Consider the following 17,390-nt stretch of genomic DNA (forward strand, 5'->3'; position numbering starts at 1 on the left):
ACCCGAATGCAAAAAGGCCGCGGAGACATCCATCGCCGCGGCCTTTTCAATGTCTGTTCATGGGCGGATCAGGCGCCCGGCTTCGCCTTGATGACCTGCAGCAGCGGCAGGACCTGGGCCATGTCCGGCCCATGGGCCTGCCCGGTCAGCGCCTTGCGCAGCGGCATGAACAACCCCCGGCCCTTGCGGCCCGTGGCGGCCTTGACCTCGGTCGTCCACCTGCCCCAGCTTTCGGCATCCAGCGGCCCTTCGGGCAGCAGCGCCATGGCTTCGGCGACGAAATCGCGGTCTTCGTCCTCGATCACCGGCTCGGCGCCTTCCGAGAACATCTCCCACCAGGCGTCGACGTCATCCATCACGGTGATATTGTCGCGCACCACCATCCAGAAGGACTCGGCCTGATCGGCGGGCACACCGGCGGCAAGCACGCGGTCCTCGACGGCCGCCAGAGGGCGGTTCTGAAGAATATGGGCCGTCAGGGGGAACAGGTCGGCTTCGTCGAACTTGGTCGGGGCCGAGCTGAACTGAGACAAGTCGAAGCCTTCGGCGATCTCGTCGATGGTCTCGCGCAGCTCGACCGGCTGGCTGGACCCGAGGCGCGCCATCAGCGACAGCAGGGCCATGGGTTCAACGCCGCGCGCGCGCAGGTCGCGGATCGACAGCACGCCAAGACGCTTGGACAGGGCTTCGCCCTGCGGGCCGGTCAGCAGCGAATGGTGACCGAAGGAGGGCACGGCCCCGCCGAGCGCCTCGATGATCTGGATCTGGGTCGCGGTATTGGTCACGTGGTCGGACCCGCGCACGACATGGGACACGCCCATCTCGGTATCGTCGACGACCGAAGCGAGGGTGTAAAGCACCTGCTTGTCCGCCCGGATCAGCACCGGGTCCGAAACCGAGGCCGCGTCGATCGAGATGTCGCCAAGGATACCATCGGCCCATTCGATACGCTGCTGGTCCAGCTTGAAACGCCAGACCCCTTCGCCGCGCTCGGCGCGCAGGGCGGCCCTTTCGTCGTCCGACAGCGCAAGGGCGGCGCGGTCATAAACCGGCGGCTTGCCCATGTTGAGCTGCTTCTTGCGCTTGAGGTCCAGTTCGACCGGGGTCTCGAAAGCCTCATAGAACCGGCCCATGTCGCGCAGTTGGTCCGCCGCGGCGGCATAGCGGTCAAGGCGCTGCGACTGGCGTTCGATCCGGTCCCAGGTCAGGCCCAGCCATTCCAGGTCTTCCTTGATCGCATCGACGTATTCTTCCTTCGACCGGACCGGGTCGGTGTCGTCGATCCGCAGGATGAAGGTCCCCCCCGCCTTGCGGGCCACAAGGAAGTTGAACAGCGCGGTACGCAGGTTGCCGACATGGATATAGCCGGTCGGGCTGGGGGCGAAACGGGTGACGGTGGCGGACATGTGCAAATCTCCTGTTGCCGCGCCACTTGTCACATGGCGGGGCCTTTGTCCAGAAATCCGCCGCCGCCAGGCTTTGCGGCACGGCGCACGACAAGGTCGATGAACTCCAGCTTGCCGGCCACAGCCGGGTTGATGACGCCGGTCGCGAAGTCAAGCATCCCCATCTCGCGGTTCAGTTCGTTCAGCACCAGCCCAAGGGCGCGATAACGGCGCAGCATCTCGTCCACCGAAGGGATCTGCTGACGCGGCACCAGACCCAGTTCCTCGGCCGTGTCGACCACCGAAGCGATGTCGAGGTAAAGCGCCCAGGTCTCGGCCCAGTCTTCCCAGGGGTGCATCGTGGCATAGGCGCTGATGTAGCTTTCTTCCCAGTTCGCCGGGGCGCCTTCGTTGTAGTGGCGTTCAAGCGCCTCGCTGTAGGTCGGGTTCTCGTGATCCCCGAACAGCGCCTTGAACTGCGTCTCGCATTGACCCCGGACCAGAAGATCCCAGTAGTAATGCCCGACTTCGTGGCGGAAATGCCCGATCAGGGTGCGGTGCGCCTCGCCCATATCGACGCGGATCTGCTCGCGTTCGGCCGGGTCGGCTTCCTGGATGTTGATGGTGATCAGCCCATCGGCATGGCCGGTATAGACGCGCTCTTCTTCCCCCGCCTTGCGCCACAGCTTGTCATCCAGCGGATCGCCCATGAAGGCAAAGCTGAGTGGCGGTTCGGTGCCCGCGCCGAAAGGCAGCCCCAGCCGGTCGAGCGCATAGATAAGGCGGCGCTTGGCGGCCTCGAGTCGGGCCCAGCGTTCGCGGTTGCCATCGACGCTCATGTCCGGGACCGTTTCGTTCAGCGCACAGCAATCGCAAAACGGGCCGCCGCCTTCCGGGATGGTACGGTTGCAGACGCCTTCGGTCGCGTAATTCTGGCACAGGGTCACCAGATGGCGGCTGCCATCCCCCAAAGGGTCGCCGAGACAGCGGAACTTGCCACCTTCGGGTTCCAGTGCGGTGATCGCCGCGCAGCCCTGGCACCAGCCGACATCCCGTCCGCACTGGGTGCATTTAGTATTGTCGAAATATAGTCGGTTGCCACAGGCACAGCTGTAAAGTCGCATGGATCCTCCATTCGGCGCCGGGACCTACGCACGAGGCCCCATTGCGGTTCCCCGCCCGGATGCGGGAAAGCCGGGTATTTCTTGTCAAAGGCGTCGTGCTCGGCCCGGATCAACCCTCTCGCGCCGCCGCCGGGTTCTCCGTGCTGCGGCACGCCATGCTGGTCCCACGAAGGGTCACGAGGCGGATATGCCCTCAGCCTACGCGGCCCCGGCCTGCGCGGAAATCCCCATATTGCCCGATCGGGGCGTCAGACGGATATCACCTCGGCCTCGGTCACGATCAGGTCCAGCCGCTGGTCCGTCGGTTCCAGCGGCAGGTCTGCGGCCTCCTGCGCGGCGTAGGCATAGCCGATGGCCAGCACGGGCCGCCGCGCGCGCAGGGCCTCCAGCGTGCGATCATAAAAGCCCCCGCCGTAGCCCAGCCGGTTCCCCGCACGGTCGAAGGCAACCAGCGGCACGATCAGGATCTCGGGCTCCATCCAGTCGAGCGTCGCGGGAATGGATGCACCGAAGGGACCCGTCTGCATGGCGCAATCGGGCTCCCAAAGGGCAAAGCGCAACGGCTTGCCCGCCGCTTCGATGATCGGCACGCCGACAGGCCCATGGGCGGCGGATTCCTCCATTGCGGGCAAGGGTGGGATTTCGGTCCGGATCGGGATGTAACCGGCCAGCGGCACGCCGCGATAGCCTGCCAGCACCGACGACAGCACCCCGGCCCGGCCCGGTCCGGCCGCGGCATGGGCCAGCTTGCGCCGATCAAAGGCCGCGCGACGGGCCGCCGCCTTGGCCTCGGCGAGCAAGAGGTCTTCGGTCGGGGCAGGCGAACCGGGCTGCGTCAAATCAGCACCAGCCCTGCCAGCCCAAGGAAGGCAAAGAAGCCGACCACATCGGTCACCGTGGTGACGAAAGTGCCCGAAGCCAGCGCCGGATCGACCTTCAGCCGGTCCAGCACCACCGGGACCATCGTCCCGGCCAGCCCCGCGACCAGCATGTTGATGACCATGGCGGCCGCGATCACCGCGCCCAGCCGCCAATCGCCGAACCAGATCAGACCGATGATCCCCATGACCACCGCGAAGGCCGCACCATTGGTCAGCCCCACCAGCGCCTCGCGACGGATCACCCGCCAGACGTTGCTGCCGGTAAGGTCCCTGGTGGCGATGGCACGCACGGCGACGGTCAGGCTTTGCGTTCCCGCATTGCCGCCCATGGAGGCGACGATCGGCATAAGCACGGCCAGCGCCACGAAGCGGGAAATGGTGCCCTCGAACATCGCGATGACCATGGAGGCGAGGATCGCCGTGCCGAGGTTCACCGCCAGCCAGGGCAGGCGCTGCTTGATGGTTTCGGTAAAGCGGTCGTTCAGGCTGCCTTCGCCGACACCGGCAAGGCGCAGGATGTCTTCTTCGTGTTCCTCATCCAGGACGATCATCGCATCATCGATGGTGATGACACCGACCAGCCGGTCATCTTCATCGACCACAGGGGCCGAGATCAGGTGATACTGGTTGAAGGCATAGGCCACGTCGCCTTCGTCCTGCATCGCCGGAATGGTGCGAAACGAGGGCTCGGTGATCTCGGACAGGGCCAGACGGCGCGGGCTGGCCATCAGGCGGCCCAGGGTGACATGGCCAATGGGCTTCATCCGGGGATCGACCAGGATGACGTGATAGAACTGGTCCGGCAGGTCGTCGCGTTCGCGCATGAAATCGATGGCCTGCCCCACCGTCCACAACTCGGGCACCGCGACGACTTCGCGTTGCATCAGACGGCCGGCGGATTCCTCGGGGAAGGTCAGCGCCTGCTGGACCGCCACCCGGTCGCTGTCTTCCAGCGCGTCGAGGATCGCCTCCTGCTGGGGCTCTTCCAGGTATTCGACCAGATCGACGACGTCATCCGAGTCCATCTCCCGAACGGCGTCCTTCAGCACGTCCGGGGTCAGCAGAGAGATCACTTCCTCGCGGATCGATTCATCGAGTTCCGACAGGATCTCGCCGTCGAATTCCTTGCCGTAGAGATCAATCAGCCGGCGCCGGTCATAGGCGTTGACCTGTTCCAGAACGTCGGCGATGTCGGCGGCGTGCAGCGGTTCCAGCAGCTCGACCAGCTGTTCGCGATTGCCTGCATCGACCGAGAACAGGATCGCAGCGACGGTGCGCCGGTCAAGCGAATAGCTTTCTTCGTTCTCGACACCCTCTTCGGCGGGAGCAGGGCTGTGTTCGGGATCCTGGCCCGACCCGTTTCGGGGTCCCGGTCTGGTCTCGATGTCCTGCTCGTTTTCGGTCATGGGCAGCCCTTTCCTGATCACAGAAAGCTTAGTGCGGCACGGGGTCGGGAAACAATGCCGCAGATGGAATTTACCCCCCGGATGAGCGCAGATAATGTGAACGGCGGGAAAAGCGAATCCATCCGGGATTTACCCAAGTTGCGAGGGTGCGAAAAGATGGCCGAAACGATCCTGATGAAAGGCCAGCTTGTCGACTTTACCGGCGACCCTTTCGCGGCCCCTCTCGCGGAATGCACCCGGATCGAAGCACACGGTGCCCTGGTGATCCGGGGCGGGCAGATCCTGGACCGGGGCCCGGTGGACCGGATCACGGCGGCCTATCCGCGGGCCCGCGTGGTCGACTACGGACAGGGCCTGATCCTGCCCGGCTTCATCGACGCCCATGTGCATTTCCCCCAGACCGCGATGATCGCCAGCTGGGGCAAGCGGCTGATCGACTGGCTGAACACCTATACCTTCCCCGAGGAAACGCGCTTTGCCGATCCCGACTACGCCGCCGAGATCGCCGCGCGGTACCTTGACCTGACCACCGCCAACGGCACCACCTCGATGGTCAGTTTCTGCACCATCCACCCCGCCGGCGTAGAAGCCTTCTTTGCCGAGGCCGCCAGGCGTGGGCAGCGGGTCGTGGGCGGGCGTACCTGCATGGATCGCAACAGCCCCGACGGGCTGCGCGACACGGCCCAAAGCGCCTATGACGAAAGCCGCGCGTTGCTGGAAAAATGGCATGGGCAGGAACGGATATCCTATGCCATCACGCCGCGCTTTTCGCCCACATCGACGCCCGACCAACTGGCCGCGCTCGGGGCGCTCTGGGCAGAACATCCCGATTGCCTGATGCAGACCCACCTGTCGGAACAGACCGATGAAATCGACTGGGTCCGCTCGCTTTACCCGCAGGCGCGCGATTACCTTGATACCTATGAACAGCACGGGCTTCTGGGGGCCAACGGGCTATACGGCCACGCGATCCACCTTGAGCCGCGCGAAATCGATCGCCTGCGCGAGGTCGGCGCGGCAGTGGTGCATTGTCCGACCTCGAATACCTTCATCGGCTCGGGCCTGTTCGACATGGCCGGGCTGAAGGCCCAAGGGCTGCGGGTGGGCCTGGCGACGGATACCGGGGGTGGGTCGAACTTCTCGATGCTGCGCACCATGGCGGCGGCCTATGAAGTCGGTCAGTTGCGCGGCGTGGCGCTGCATCCTGCACAGCTTCTGTGGCTGGCGACCGCCGGCAGCGCAGGCGCCATCGGCATGGCCGACCGGATCGGCACCTTGGCACCGGGCAGCGAAGCGGATATCACCGTGCTCGACCTCGGCTCGACCCCTGCAATCGCGCAGCGGTCCGCCCGCGCCGGGGACCTGTGGGAAGCACTGTTCCCGACCATCATGATGGGCGACGACCGCGCCGTGCAGGCGGTCTGGATCGCCGGTCGCCAGGCCATCGGTGCCTGACGGCCAGCCAAGGAAATGAATGATATGCTACCGGTATTCGTCGTCGGATTCGTCATGGTCACCGGGTCCATGGTGGTCTCGGTCCTGTCTTTCTTCGGGCTGGAATCCTGGCTTGCCCGGTCGCTTCCCTGGTTCACCCGCGCGCCCCATGCCCCACGTCTGATCGCAATGATGTCGGCCACCATCGCCGTGTCCCTGGCCATGGTGATCTTCAACGTCTGGGCCTGGGCCTGGTGCTACAAGGCGCTCGGGATCTTCGACAATATCAGCGATGCGCTGTACTTCTCGATCGTCGCCTTCACCACGCTGGGTCTGAACGACATCGCCATGCCGCAGGAATGGCGCCTGTTGGGCGGCATCACCGCGGTCAACGGCTTCATCTATATCGGCATGATCTCGGCCATGATCCTGGACATGGTGCGCCGGGTACGTCTGGCACAGGATGCCGCGGCCAAGGCCGCCGCGAAACCGGCCTTGCCGACCTGAGCGCGCGCTATCCCGCCAGGGCCTGCGCCCGGCGGTTCTGTTCCTCGATCAGCAGCGGCAGGTCGAGATGCGGCATCTGGCCGTCGCGCACAACCTGGCGGCCTTCGACCAGCAGGTGCTTGACCTTCATCGGTCCGGCCAGAAGCAAAGCGGCGGGGTCCCAACTGCCGGCGCATTCGATGCCGGTGACATCCCAGATCGCGATATCGGCGCGCTTGCCGGGGCTGAGGCGACCACAGTCGAAGCGGTTCAGCACATCGGCGCCGCCACGGGTGGCGATCTCCAATGCCTCGCGGGCGCTCATGGCGTCGGCGCCCCGGCTGACGCGTTGCAACAGCAGGGACTGGCGCGCCTCGGCGATCAGGTTGCCGGCGTCATTGCTGGCCGACCCGTCGACGCCCAGACCCACCTGCACGCCCGCATCCCGCATCGCACGCACCGGCGCGATGCCCGAGCCGAGGCGACAATTCGAACAGGGGCAATGGGCGACGCCGGTGCCGCTGCGGGCAAACAGCGAAATCTCCTGCGGATCAAGCTTCACGCAATGGGCATGCCAGACGTCATCCCCGGTCCAGCCGAGATCCTCGGCATATTGTCCCGGACGACACCCGAACCTGGCCTGCGAATAGGCGATATCCTCATCGTTTTCAGCCAGGTGAGTGTGCAGCATCACCCGCTTGTCCCGCGCCAGCAGGGCCGCGTCGCGCATCAACTCGCGGCTGACCGAGAAGGGCGAACAAGGCGCGATCCCGACCCGGACCATCGCCCCGTCGGACGGGTCGTGGAAGGCGTCGATGACGCGAATGCAATCTTCAAGGATCGCCGCTTCGCTTTCCACAAGGCTGTCGGGGGGCAAGCCGCCAAGGCTTTCGCCGATCGACATGGCCCCGCGCGTCGGATGGAAGCGCAAACCGACCCGCGCGGCGGCCTCGATCGTGTCCTCCAGCCGGGATCCGTTGGGATAGAGATAGAGATGATCCGAGCTCATCGAACAGCCCGACAGTGCCAGTTCCGCCAGCCCGATCACGGCCGAGATATGCATTTCGGCCGGACCGAAGCGCGCCCAGATCGGATAAAGTGTCTTCAACCAGCCGAACAGCAGCGCATCCTGCCCGCCGGGCACGGCGCGCGTCAGGGTCTGGTAGAGATGGTGATGGGTGTTCACCAGACCCGGCGTCACGATGCAGCCACGGGCATCGATCACCTCGGCATTCTGGACATCAAGACGGGGGCCGATGGTGCGGATCACCCCGCCAGCGACAAGGATATCAGCCCCGAAAAGTTCGGTCCGCTGATCGTCCATCGTCAGGATGTGATCCGCGCCGCGGATCAGCTGAGGCTTGTCCATATGTCACATCTTTGACATCGCCCCGAGAATGTCCAGTGCCGCTTTGTGAAGCGACCTGTTGGCGGCGGCCAGGACGCGGCCCCCCTGCAGGGCCGGACCACCCTGCCAGTCGGTGACGACGCCGCCCGCGGCCTCGATCACCCCGATCGGCCCCTGAATATCGTAGGAGTTGAGTCCGCATTCGACCACCAGATCAACCTGACCGGAGGCCAAAAGCGCATAGGCATAACAATCCATCCCATATCGGGTCAGCTTGACGCAGGCCGAGACCGCTTCGAAGGCGACGCGGTCTTCGGGCGTGCCAACTTCCGGGAAGGTTGTGAAAAGGACGGCCTCCGACAGGGTCGTCCGGGCGCTGACAGTCAGTTGCGACTGGCCCCTTGGCCCACGCATTTGCGCCGTACCGAAACCACCCCAGAAACGTTCGCCGATATAGGGCTGGTCGATCATGCCCATATGCACACGGGCAGAATCACTTAGCCCGATCAACACGCCCCAGGTCGGTGTGCCGCTGACAAATCCCCGCGTCCCGTCGATCGGGTCGAGCACCCAGGTCAACCCGCTGCTTCCGGGGGTCGCGCCGAATTCCTCACCCAGGATGGCGTCCTGAGGGCGGCGGCGCGCCAGGATGTCCCGCATCGCCTGTTCCGCCGCGCGGTCGGCTTCGGTCACCGGGTCATATCCACCCGCCAGCTTGTTGTCTTCGGACAGGTCGGGCTGACGGAAGAAAGGCAAGATGGCCGAGCCTGCGGCATCGGCCATCTCATGTGCTGTGTCGAGTATTTCGCGTTGCTGCGCGTCCATCATGCCCCCTGCCCGGCCTCGCCGGATCCTTGCGACCGGTCTGTCCGGGCGCCCTGGACGGCAATGCAAATGGCACTCGCCGTCCGGGACAGGGCTAACGCGCCCCGCGGGTCAACTCAAGCGACGTCGCTCAGCACGCGGGCCAGATCAAACAGGCGGCGGCGCTGGTTTTCCGGGATCGCGTAATAGGACCGGATGAGGTCAAGCGCTTCCTTGTCACCCATCACATCGCCCGGCACGTTGCCTGCGGAATGCGCGGATGTTTCAGCTTCGATGCCTTCGAAGAAGAAGCTGACCGGCACGTCGAGCGCATCGGCGATATCCCAGAGGCGGGAAGCGCTGACACGGTTTGCACCGGTTTCGTATTTCTGGATCTGCTGGAATTTAATTCCGACACGCTCTGCCAGTTGCTGCTGGGTCATTCCGACCAGCCAACGGCGATGTCGCACACGTTTGCCAACGTGCACATCTACAGGATGAGTCATTCGCGGCTCCTAAGGTGACCTGACAACGCGCCATGCGCAAAAAAGCCGCTCGGCGGCTTATTCAGGTCTGGGTTGCATTTGATGCGCCGCACATCCCTACAGCGCGTCCTGATCGTAACAGCTTTACATACGTAAGCAAGTTTTAGGCTCCCGAAAGAGCTGACTAACGATGTGGTTAACTCAATTGACAGAAGAGCCGCAAGGGAATTTGACTTCACAAGCTTATCACGTTGTTGCAACAAATTCCGCGATGCAGCATTGTTTTGGAGTGACCCGATGCGATCCCGTGGAGGTGGCAAAGTGAACTATCTGACGAATTTCATTGAACAATGGTGCCGGCTCCCATGAAGGCGCTGCGATGTAACGCGGCTGAAACCGCACCCGCACTGGAAGAGATGAACGTACCCGTTCCGGCCGCCGGGGAAATCCTGCTGGAAATTGAGGCATGTGCGTTGAATTTCGCGGATCTGTTGATGCTGAAAGGAACGTATCAGGATACGCCGCCCTTGCCCTTCACCCCGGGAATGGAGGCCGCAGGCCGCATTTCCGCCGTCGGAGAGGGAGTCGCCCTGCACCCCGGCCAGCGAGTCGCGGTTTTCGGCGGCGCGGGCGGGCTGGCCGAGATGGGAGTCTTCGCGGCGTCGCGCGCAGTGCCTTTGCCCGATGACATGCCCTCCGATATCGCGGCGGCGATGCAGGTCGCCTATGGCACCAGCCATATCGCGCTGACCCATCGTGCCCGGCTGCAACCGGGCGAAACCCTCGTCGTGCTGGGGGCCACGGGCGGCGTCGGCACCACGGCGACGGAAATCGGCCGCATTCTGGGGGCGAAGGTCATCGGGGTGGCTGCGGGCGCCGACAAGAAGGACGCCGTGCTCGCCGCCGGGGCGCATCATTTCCTCGACAGCGAAACCTGCGACCTGCGCACCGAGATCAAGGCGCTCGGCGGTGCGGATGTGGTTTACGACCCCGTGGGCGGCGACCTGTTCAAGGCCGCCTTCCGCGCCTGCAATCCCGAGGCCAGGATCGTCCTGATCGGCTTTGCCAGCGGCACCCTGCCCGAGTTCCGGCCCAATCACATGCTGGTCAAGAACATCGACATCCTGGGCTTTTACTGGTCGCCCTATTTCACCCTGCGCCCCGAACTGGCCCGCGACAGCCTTGCCACCCTGATGGACTGGTACCGCGCAGGCCGCATCCATCCCCGGATCAGCCACCATTTCCCGCTGGACCGCGCCATGGAAGGGTTCGAGACCCTGCGCCGCCGTCAGGCAACGGGCAAGGTCGTCATCACCATGTAACGCCGGTTCTGCCGGGATCAGCCAGCTCGTTTCAACCTGCCCGGCTCAGGCCACGTCCCGTTGCGGCATGGCCGTCGGCAGGTCGCCCGCGTAGCCACGCCGCAGCAGTTCCGCCACCCGCCGCGCGACCTCGGGCGAGGACCGGTCCTGAACATACATCGATATGCGCTGCATCCCGAGATCGGGCAGCGCCCCGCCATGCTGGACCTCGCACAATTGCGCCGGGGCGGTGCCCTCGATCATCGTGGTCAGCGCCAGATCGGCCGAGACGGTGGCCTCGACCGTGCGATCCGAAAAGGTATCGACGGCGTTTTCCCAATCCATGCCGACAGCTTCCAGCGCGCCGATGGACAGCGGGCGGAACAGGCAACTGCGCCCCGAGGCATACCGCAGGGGCCGTTGCCGCCAGGCAGAACCACCCGGCGCGCCGATCCAGCAAAGGGGCCTTTCGTCCAAAACCTCGGCCCGCGCATCCGGAGAGGCCTCTGTGGTCAGGATGATGTCGATCTCGCCCCGGTCGAACTGCTCTTTCAGACTGTTGGTATAGTCCGAGGTCAACTGCACCTTCATGCGCGGAAACTCCGCCGCGAATTGCTGCAGGACCCGCGGCACCACCGGGTAGACGATATCATGCGGGACCCCGAGGACGATCTCGCCTTCGAATTTCTTGCTGGTCAGCCGCGCCATGGCCTCGTCGTTCATTTCCACGATGCGGCGCGCATAGCCCAGCAGCTGATCGCCGGCGGCCGTCAGCGCGACGCGCCGGTTGCTCCGATCCAACAGCGCGATCCCCAGCATGTCTTCGAGGCGTTTCAGCTGCATCGACACTGCAGATTGTGTGAAGTTCAGCATCCCCGCCGCTTTCGTCACACCGCCGTGGTCGGCAACCGCTACGAAGCTGCGCAAGGAGGTCATGTCCAGGTTCCTCATTGCATCAATCTCCTTGATGTAAAACTTCAGAAACATTCATTTTCAATATTCACCACAGCACGGCATACACATCAATAGAAATTATCGACCAAACGAATCTCATCACCAATATGAAAGGAACGTCCGATGAGCTACTCCATGATTGCCCGCGCCCCGGCACAAGAACGGTCGCTGCGCGTTCCGCTCAGCCGCCTCATGATGATGATCGGTATCAAGCGCGAACGTCAGGCGCTCGGATCCCTCGACCCGGCCCTGCTGCGTGACATCGGGATCAGTCCCGAAGACGCTCAGCGCGAAGCGCGCCGCCCCGCCTGGGACGCCCCGAACCGCTGGTTCTGATGCCACCGGGCCAACCGGCCCGACCAGGCCGCCAATCTGGCGCCAGCCACCTGATCTAACTGCTGCAACATCTCCCCGTGACCCCGGCATTGTCGCGATGCCGGGGGAACAGCGGCCCTCGGGCCGTCTGCCCCGCAAACTGCCCAGGCGTTTCACGCTGCCACGGGCCGGTTAGCGGGGCTTTTTTGTCGCCTTCTGTCAAATCCACGCGAAATTGAAAGGTTCGGCGCACATCTTGCGCGTGAAAATCTTGAAATATGGCCCGCGCTAACCGATATTCAACAAGAACCCTCCCAATGGAGGGAACAGGGATTTAATTCGGAGGCTTGAATGGCTGAATTCAACACGATGCGCACTGCGGCCGGCACACGGACCGCTGCGATCGACGAAGGGCTTCGCGCCCATATGAACAAGGTGTATGGCACCATGTCCGTGGGCATGCTGCTGACCTTCCTTGTTGCATGGGCCGTCGGCACAACGCCCGAGGTTTTCGCGATCTTCCGCAACCCGCAAACGATGCAACCGAACCTGTTCGGCTGGATCCTGATGTTCGCACCGCTGATCATGGTCTTCGCTTTCGGCGCGGCGATCAACCGCCTGTCGGCCGCCGGCGCGCAGCTGTTCTTCTACGTTTTCGCTGCCGTCATGGGCGCGTCGCTCAGCTGGATCTTCATCGCCTATACCGGCGTTTCCATTGCTCAGGTCTTCCTGATCACCGCCATCGCCTTCGCCGGTCTGTCGCTTTACGGCTACACCACCAAGAAGGACATCTCGGGCTGGGGCGCCTTCCTGATCATGGGCGTGATCGGCCTGCTGATCGCTTCGGTCGTGAACATCTTCATGGCCAGCCCGGCACTGCAATTCGCGATTTCGGCCATCGGCGTGCTGATCTTTGCCGGTCTGACTGCCTATGACACCCAGCGGATCAAGACCACCTACCTGCAAATGGCCCATACCGGTGACAAGGAATGGCTGGGCAAGGCCGCGATCATGGGGGCTCTGTCGCTCTACATGGACTTCATCAACATGTTCATGTTCATGCTGCAATTCTTCGGCAACCGTAATTAATCTTCTGATCGCCGACTGACACGGATCAACCCCGCCGAGCCACTGGTTCGGCGGGGTTTTTTGTTGTCCGGCAGAAGGAAGAGCCCTTGCCCCCCGCCCGCGCCCTGTCTGGGTGGCGGCGCCGCGGAAGGGAACATGTCGCATCCGAAAGCGGCAAAGGACGCGCGTGCAAAGCGGCAAGGGGAAGCAACGCCCGTATGTCGCGCGGCCCCCTGCAGGGCCGCGCGATCAACAGGTCTCAGTCGAAACCAAGCATGGAGCGCGTTGTATCGGCAAGCTCTTCGATGGTGGCGCGCGGATCCGCACCATCGACGATTTCCAGCAGGTCAGCAGCGATCACATCCGTCACCGCGACGCCTTCCGCGCCGGGGTAGGCATACCAGGGGCCTGCATAGCGGGCGACCTGGGCATGGGCGACGCGGGCGTTGGGGTTCGTTTCGTAGAAGGCACCAAGGTAGCTTTCATCCTCGACAACCAGCGCATTGGTGGGCGCGTAGCCGGTGGTTTCAACGATGATCTTCTGCGCTTCGGGGCTGGTGACGAAGGCGATGTAATCCCAGGCCGCCTGCTGCTTTTCAGCGTCGTCCGTCAGCATCACGATGCCCGACCCGCCGGTGGGCAGGTAGACCTCTTCGTCCGGGGCGACGATCGGCATCGGCTTCACCGTCACCTCGAACCGGTCCCCCGCCCCTTCGGAGAAGCGGGTCATCAAGGACGAGCTTTCGAACATGATGCCCAGTGTCCCGGCGGGAAAGGCCTGCCGCGCGTCGTCTTCGCTCATGGTGGACATGCCGCCTTCGACGGCAAAACGGCTATATAGCGACGCCGCCGCAATACCTGCCTCGCTGTCGAATGTGATCTCGGTTTCCTCCGCATTCATCGGCCGCCCACCATGGGCGCCGAGAAGCGACTGGAACCGCCAGTCATGAGGCGAGATCCAGACGCCTTCGGTGGTGGCGTCCAGGGCGTCGATCTTTGCGGCCAGGTCGATGATGCCGTCGTAGTCGGTGGGGAAGTCCTCCATCGAGCCGCCGGCGCGGGCGACCAGGTCCGGGTTGACATAGGCCACCAGCGTCGAAGCCGAGGTGCCCAAGGCATATTGGTTCCCCTCGAAGGTTCCTAGCGACAGAAGCGCGCCGGTATAGCCCATGGCCTCCGGGTCTTCCGGCAGGAAGTCGTCCATCGGCTGGGCCAGGTCGCGGGCCTCGAGCACGCGCCAAAGGTTCAGGCCAACCCAGGCCACATCGGGCGCGGTGCCAGCGACGGATTCACGCAGCAGGCGCTGAACGCCGTCGCCATAGCCTTCGGCCGGACCGTCCAGTTCGATGGTGATATCCGGATTGGCGGCCATGAAGGCTTCGGCCAGTGCCGCCTGCGTATCGGCCCAGATGGTCGGAATGGCGTAATGGACACGCAGGTTGGTGTCGGCGGATGCGGGCACGGCAGCCAGTGCCAGACCAATTGCGAGAAGTGGACGTTTCATGTCTGTCTCCTAGGGTATCGGGTCATTTGTGAGAGGAAGAGGGGTTGGAACGGGCGGTGCGCCGCCTCTTGCTTTGTTGTGCGATGCGGGCTCATCCCTTGAGCCCGGTATTGGCCAGACCTTGGGTGAACCGGCGCTGACTGAGCAGGAAGGCCAGCACCAGCGGCGCGGTGATCAGCACCGCCCCGGCCATCAGGGGGCCCGGATTGTCGCCGCTTTCCGCATCCCGAAAGAACAGGATGCCGCGCGGCGGCGTGGCCAGCTGCGGGTCGGTGGTGGCGATCATCGGCCAGAACAGATCGTTCCAATGCGCCGTGACCGAAAAGATCGCGAAGGCGATCACCGTCGGCATGGCCAGCGGAAAGGCGATGCGCCAGGCGATGGCCATTTCGCTCAGACCATCGACGCGGGCCGCATCGATGAGTTCGCCCGGAATGCGGCCAAAGGCCTGCCGCAGCAGGAACAGGCCAAAGGCCGTGGCGGTAAAGGGCAGGATCAGCGCCGCATAGCTGTTCAGCCAGCCCAGCCTGGCCAGCCCCAGAAAGATCGGGATCGCCGTCACGTGAAAGGGCGCCAGAAGGGCTGCGAGGATCGCCGCGAACAGCAGCCCGCGTCCGCGAAAGTCGCGGTGGGCCAGCGCATAGGCACAGGGCACCGACACCAGCACCTGCAGCACGAGGATGCCCCCCGTCACGATGACACCGTTCAGCAGGTAGCGCGGGATCGAGGTCTGGGTCAGCGCCTGCCAGTAATTCGCCAGTGTCGGCGCGCGCGGCACCAATCTGGCCGAGGCGGTAAAGATCTCCTCCTGCGGTTTCAGCGAAACGGACACCATCCAGAGGAAGGGCAGCAGGACCATGACCGCGCCAAGGGCCAGCAGGCCTAGCAGGATGACACGTTTCATCGGTAGTGCACCTTTCGCTCGACCACCCAGACCTGAAGCGCGGTCAGCAGCAGCAGGGCGATGAAGAAGACCACCGTGATGGCGCTGGCATAGCCTGCCTTGAAATAGACAAAGCCTTCGCGGTAGAGCGCATAGACAATGGTATCCGAGGCAAAGGCCGGGCCGCCCTTCGTCAGTGTCGCGACGGTTTCAAAGACGCGGAATGCGCTGGCCGCCGTGACGACCAGCACGAACAGCGTCGTCGGCCCCAGCATTGGCCAAGTGACCAGCCAGAAGCGCGACCAGCCACGCGAGGCACCGTCGACTTCGGCCGCGTCGTAAAGCGCCGGCTGAATGGCGGCGAGACCGGCGAGGAACAGCACCATGTTGTATCCCACGGTCTGCCAGACGCCGATCCCGGCCAGGGTATAAAGAACGAGGCTTCGGTCGCTCAGCCACAGAGGCGCGGGCAGGCCAAGCGCGCTGGCCCAGCCATTCACCAACCCCAGCGACGGATGCAGCAGCATCTGCCAGGACACCGCCATGGCCACCAGAGTCGCGGCAACCGGCAGGAAGTACACGGCCTTCAGAATGGCGGCGATTCGCGGCAGGCTGCGCGCCAGCGCATGCAAACCAAGGGCCACCAGCAGACCCAATCCGACCGAGGCGGGAATGACGATCGCCACATAGGTCAGCGTGTTGAGGATCGCGTTGCGTCCCAGCCGCGAGCCAAACAGTTTGGAAAAATTGTCCAGACCGACCCATCCCATACCGGGCGCGCCGATCTGATAGTCCGTGAAGGCCAGCACGAAGACCACTGCCACCGGCAGAAAAATGAACAGCACCAGCGCCAGCGCCGCCGGCCCCGCCAACACCAGGTTGGTAAGGCTTTCACGCCGGTTCATGATGCCATCTCCAGGCGGTCGCCGGTGGTTGGGTCAAAGCAATGCAGCCGCGTGGCCTCGGCACTGAAACGCATCGTCTCGCCCTGCGGAACCAGCGGGGCAGTGCCATCGGTGACGACCAGAAGCTCGGCATCGCCTTCCGTCCTGAGGTGCAGCAGCGTTTCCTCACCGTGAAAGGCCGCGCTGGTCAGCCGGGCGGAAAGCCCGCCTTCGGGGTCGATCCGCAGCGCCTCGGGCCGGACGCCGATCTCGTCCTTTGCCCCACGCGGATGCAGGGCGATGGCCTCGGGCCCCGGTGACAGGATGTTCATCCGGTGCGCCCCGATGAAACGGGCGACGTCCCGATTGGCGGGCCGGTGATAGATATCCCCCGCCGGGGCACATTGGGCGATGCGGCCCGCGATCATCACCGCGACCCTGTCGGCCATCGACAAGGCATCGGCCTGATCATGCGTCACCAGCAAGAAGGCATGGCCGGTCCGGCGGTGCAACTCGCGGATCTCTTCGCGGGTGCTGTGGCGCAGGGCGGTGTCGAGGTTCGAAAGTGGCTCGTCCAGCAGAAAGGCCGACGGGTCGCGCACCAGCGCACGCGCCAGCGCGACGCGTTGCTGTTGCCCCCCGGACAACTGGCCCGGCTTGCGATCCAGCAGGCCATCCAGTCGAAGCATCCGCGCAATGTCGCGGGTGCGCCTGTCGATATCCGCGTTCCGGCGTCGCGTGCACGCGCTCAGCAACCCCGCACCGGGAAGCCGCGCAAGGGCGGACAATTGCGCCTGCCGCAGCGGCGTCGCGATATTCTGCTTCACGCTCAGATGCGGATAAAGCGCGTAGCTCTGGAACATCAGCGCAATGTTTCGCGCCGCCGGGCGCGAGTCGGTCACGTCTTGACCAGCCATCATGACCTTGCCGCTGCTCGGGCGCTCCAGACCCGCCAACATCCGCAGGGTCGTTGACTTGCCGGACCCCGAAGCCCCCAGAAGCGCGACGAATTCACCGGCGTGCAAATCAAGGGACAGACCCGAGACGACCTCGGTCTCGCCGTAGCTCTTGCTGACGTTCCGCAAAGAGAGCGCCGGAATGCCTGTCCCGCCACTTGCATGTAAGATA

17 protein-coding genes are annotated in these 17,390 nt (G+C 64.2%); 5 read left to right on the top strand and 12 right to left on the bottom strand.

Going from position 1 to position 17,390, the window contains the following annotated elements; translation table 11 throughout:
- Positions 1–68: 68 nt before the first annotated feature.
- The 4 genes from gltX to mgtE all read right to left on the bottom strand — a co-directional run bounded on the left by gltX (position 69) and on the right by mgtE (position 4,796).
- Positions 69–1,406 (bottom strand): glutamate--tRNA ligase, encoded by a 1,338-nt coding sequence (gene gltX / locus PSAL_RS11085; RefSeq protein WP_119837674.1) that lies wholly within the window; start codon positions 1,404–1,406, stop codon positions 69–71.
- A 29-nt stretch (positions 1,407–1,435) separates the two neighbouring features.
- On the bottom strand, positions 1,436–2,509 hold the full coding sequence (locus PSAL_RS11090; protein ID WP_119837673.1) for a zinc-binding metallopeptidase family protein: 1,074 nt from the start codon (positions 2,507–2,509) through the stop codon (positions 1,436–1,438).
- Between the two features lie 248 nt (positions 2,510–2,757).
- Complete coding sequence (locus PSAL_RS11095; RefSeq protein ID WP_231388494.1) at positions 2,758–3,348, bottom strand: 5-formyltetrahydrofolate cyclo-ligase; 591 nt, start codon at positions 3,346–3,348, stop codon at positions 2,758–2,760.
- Positions 3,345–4,796 (bottom strand): magnesium transporter, encoded by a 1,452-nt coding sequence (gene mgtE, locus PSAL_RS11100; protein ID WP_119837672.1) that lies wholly within the window; start codon positions 4,794–4,796, stop codon positions 3,345–3,347. The genes PSAL_RS11095 and mgtE overlap by 4 nt, the downstream gene beginning before the upstream one ends.
- 156 nt (positions 4,797–4,952) lie before the next feature.
- Here mgtE and guaD point away from each other — a divergent pair, with 156 nt between their 5' ends.
- Together guaD and PSAL_RS11110 are read left to right on the top strand one after the other, a co-directional pair.
- Entirely contained in the window at positions 4,953–6,251 is a 1,299-nt protein-coding gene (gene guaD, locus PSAL_RS11105; RefSeq protein ID WP_119837821.1) for a guanine deaminase, read from the top strand.
- 15 nt (positions 6,252–6,266) lie between these two features.
- Entirely contained in the window at positions 6,267–6,737 is a 471-nt protein-coding gene (locus PSAL_RS11110) for an ion channel (protein WP_119837671.1), read from the top strand.
- Positions 6,738–6,744: 7 nt separating this feature from the next.
- Here the strand turns inward: PSAL_RS11110 and PSAL_RS11115 are convergent, their stop codons facing one another.
- From PSAL_RS11115 to PSAL_RS11125, 3 genes are all read right to left on the bottom strand, one after another.
- A complete protein-coding gene (locus PSAL_RS11115; RefSeq protein ID WP_119837670.1) occupies positions 6,745–8,085 on the bottom strand; it encodes an 8-oxoguanine deaminase in 1,341 nt (446 codons plus the stop codon).
- A gap of 3 nt (positions 8,086–8,088) precedes the next feature.
- A complete protein-coding gene (gene hisN, locus PSAL_RS11120; RefSeq protein ID WP_119837820.1) occupies positions 8,089–8,889 on the bottom strand; it encodes a histidinol-phosphatase in 801 nt (266 codons plus the stop codon).
- A gap of 116 nt (positions 8,890–9,005) precedes the next feature.
- Positions 9,006–9,374 (bottom strand): helix-turn-helix domain-containing protein, encoded by a 369-nt coding sequence (locus PSAL_RS11125; protein WP_119837669.1) that lies wholly within the window; start codon positions 9,372–9,374, stop codon positions 9,006–9,008.
- Positions 9,375–9,718: 344 nt separating this feature from the next.
- Here PSAL_RS11125 and PSAL_RS11130 point away from each other — a divergent pair, with 344 nt between their 5' ends.
- Positions 9,719–10,675, top strand: a complete 957-nt coding sequence (locus PSAL_RS11130) for an NADPH:quinone oxidoreductase family protein (RefSeq protein WP_119837668.1) — start codon at positions 9,719–9,721, stop codon at positions 10,673–10,675.
- Positions 10,676–10,720: 45 nt separating this feature from the next.
- On the opposite strand, the gene PSAL_RS11135 is transcribed toward PSAL_RS11130, so the two are convergent.
- Positions 10,721–11,605 (bottom strand): LysR family transcriptional regulator, encoded by an 885-nt coding sequence (locus tag PSAL_RS11135; protein WP_119837819.1) that lies wholly within the window; start codon positions 11,603–11,605, stop codon positions 10,721–10,723.
- Positions 11,606–11,731: 126 nt separating this feature from the next.
- Here PSAL_RS11135 and PSAL_RS11140 point away from each other — a divergent pair, with 126 nt between their 5' ends.
- Both PSAL_RS11140 and PSAL_RS11145 read left to right on the top strand, forming a co-directional pair.
- The gene (locus tag PSAL_RS11140; protein WP_119837667.1) at positions 11,732–11,944 is read left to right on the top strand and encodes a DUF1127 domain-containing protein; all 213 of its coding nucleotides are present in this window, start codon (positions 11,732–11,734) and stop codon (positions 11,942–11,944) included.
- Between the two features lie 330 nt (positions 11,945–12,274).
- A complete protein-coding gene (locus PSAL_RS11145; RefSeq protein WP_119837666.1) occupies positions 12,275–13,012 on the top strand; it encodes a Bax inhibitor-1/YccA family protein in 738 nt (245 codons plus the stop codon).
- Between the two features lie 238 nt (positions 13,013–13,250).
- Here PSAL_RS11145 and PSAL_RS11150 read toward each other — a convergent pair whose 3' ends face one another.
- The 4 genes from PSAL_RS11150 to PSAL_RS11165 all read right to left on the bottom strand — a co-directional run bounded on the left by PSAL_RS11150 (position 13,251) and on the right by PSAL_RS11165 (position 17,347).
- Complete coding sequence (locus PSAL_RS11150; RefSeq protein WP_119837665.1) at positions 13,251–14,495, bottom strand: extracellular solute-binding protein; 1,245 nt, start codon at positions 14,493–14,495, stop codon at positions 13,251–13,253.
- A gap of 91 nt (positions 14,496–14,586) precedes the next feature.
- On the bottom strand, positions 14,587–15,399 hold the full coding sequence (locus PSAL_RS11155; RefSeq protein WP_119837664.1) for a carbohydrate ABC transporter permease: 813 nt from the start codon (positions 15,397–15,399) through the stop codon (positions 14,587–14,589).
- A complete protein-coding gene (locus PSAL_RS11160) occupies positions 15,396–16,283 on the bottom strand; it encodes a carbohydrate ABC transporter permease (protein WP_119837663.1) in 888 nt (295 codons plus the stop codon). Before PSAL_RS11160 ends, PSAL_RS11155 begins: the two co-directional genes overlap by 4 nt.
- A complete protein-coding gene (locus PSAL_RS11165) occupies positions 16,280–17,347 on the bottom strand; it encodes an ABC transporter ATP-binding protein (RefSeq protein WP_196941849.1) in 1,068 nt (355 codons plus the stop codon). Before PSAL_RS11165 ends, PSAL_RS11160 begins: the two co-directional genes overlap by 4 nt.
- Positions 17,348–17,390 lie beyond the last annotated feature (43 nt).

The organism is Pseudooceanicola algae (genome assembly GCF_003590145.2).
Lineage (GTDB): Bacteria > Pseudomonadota > Alphaproteobacteria > Rhodobacterales > Rhodobacteraceae > Pseudooceanicola > Pseudooceanicola algae.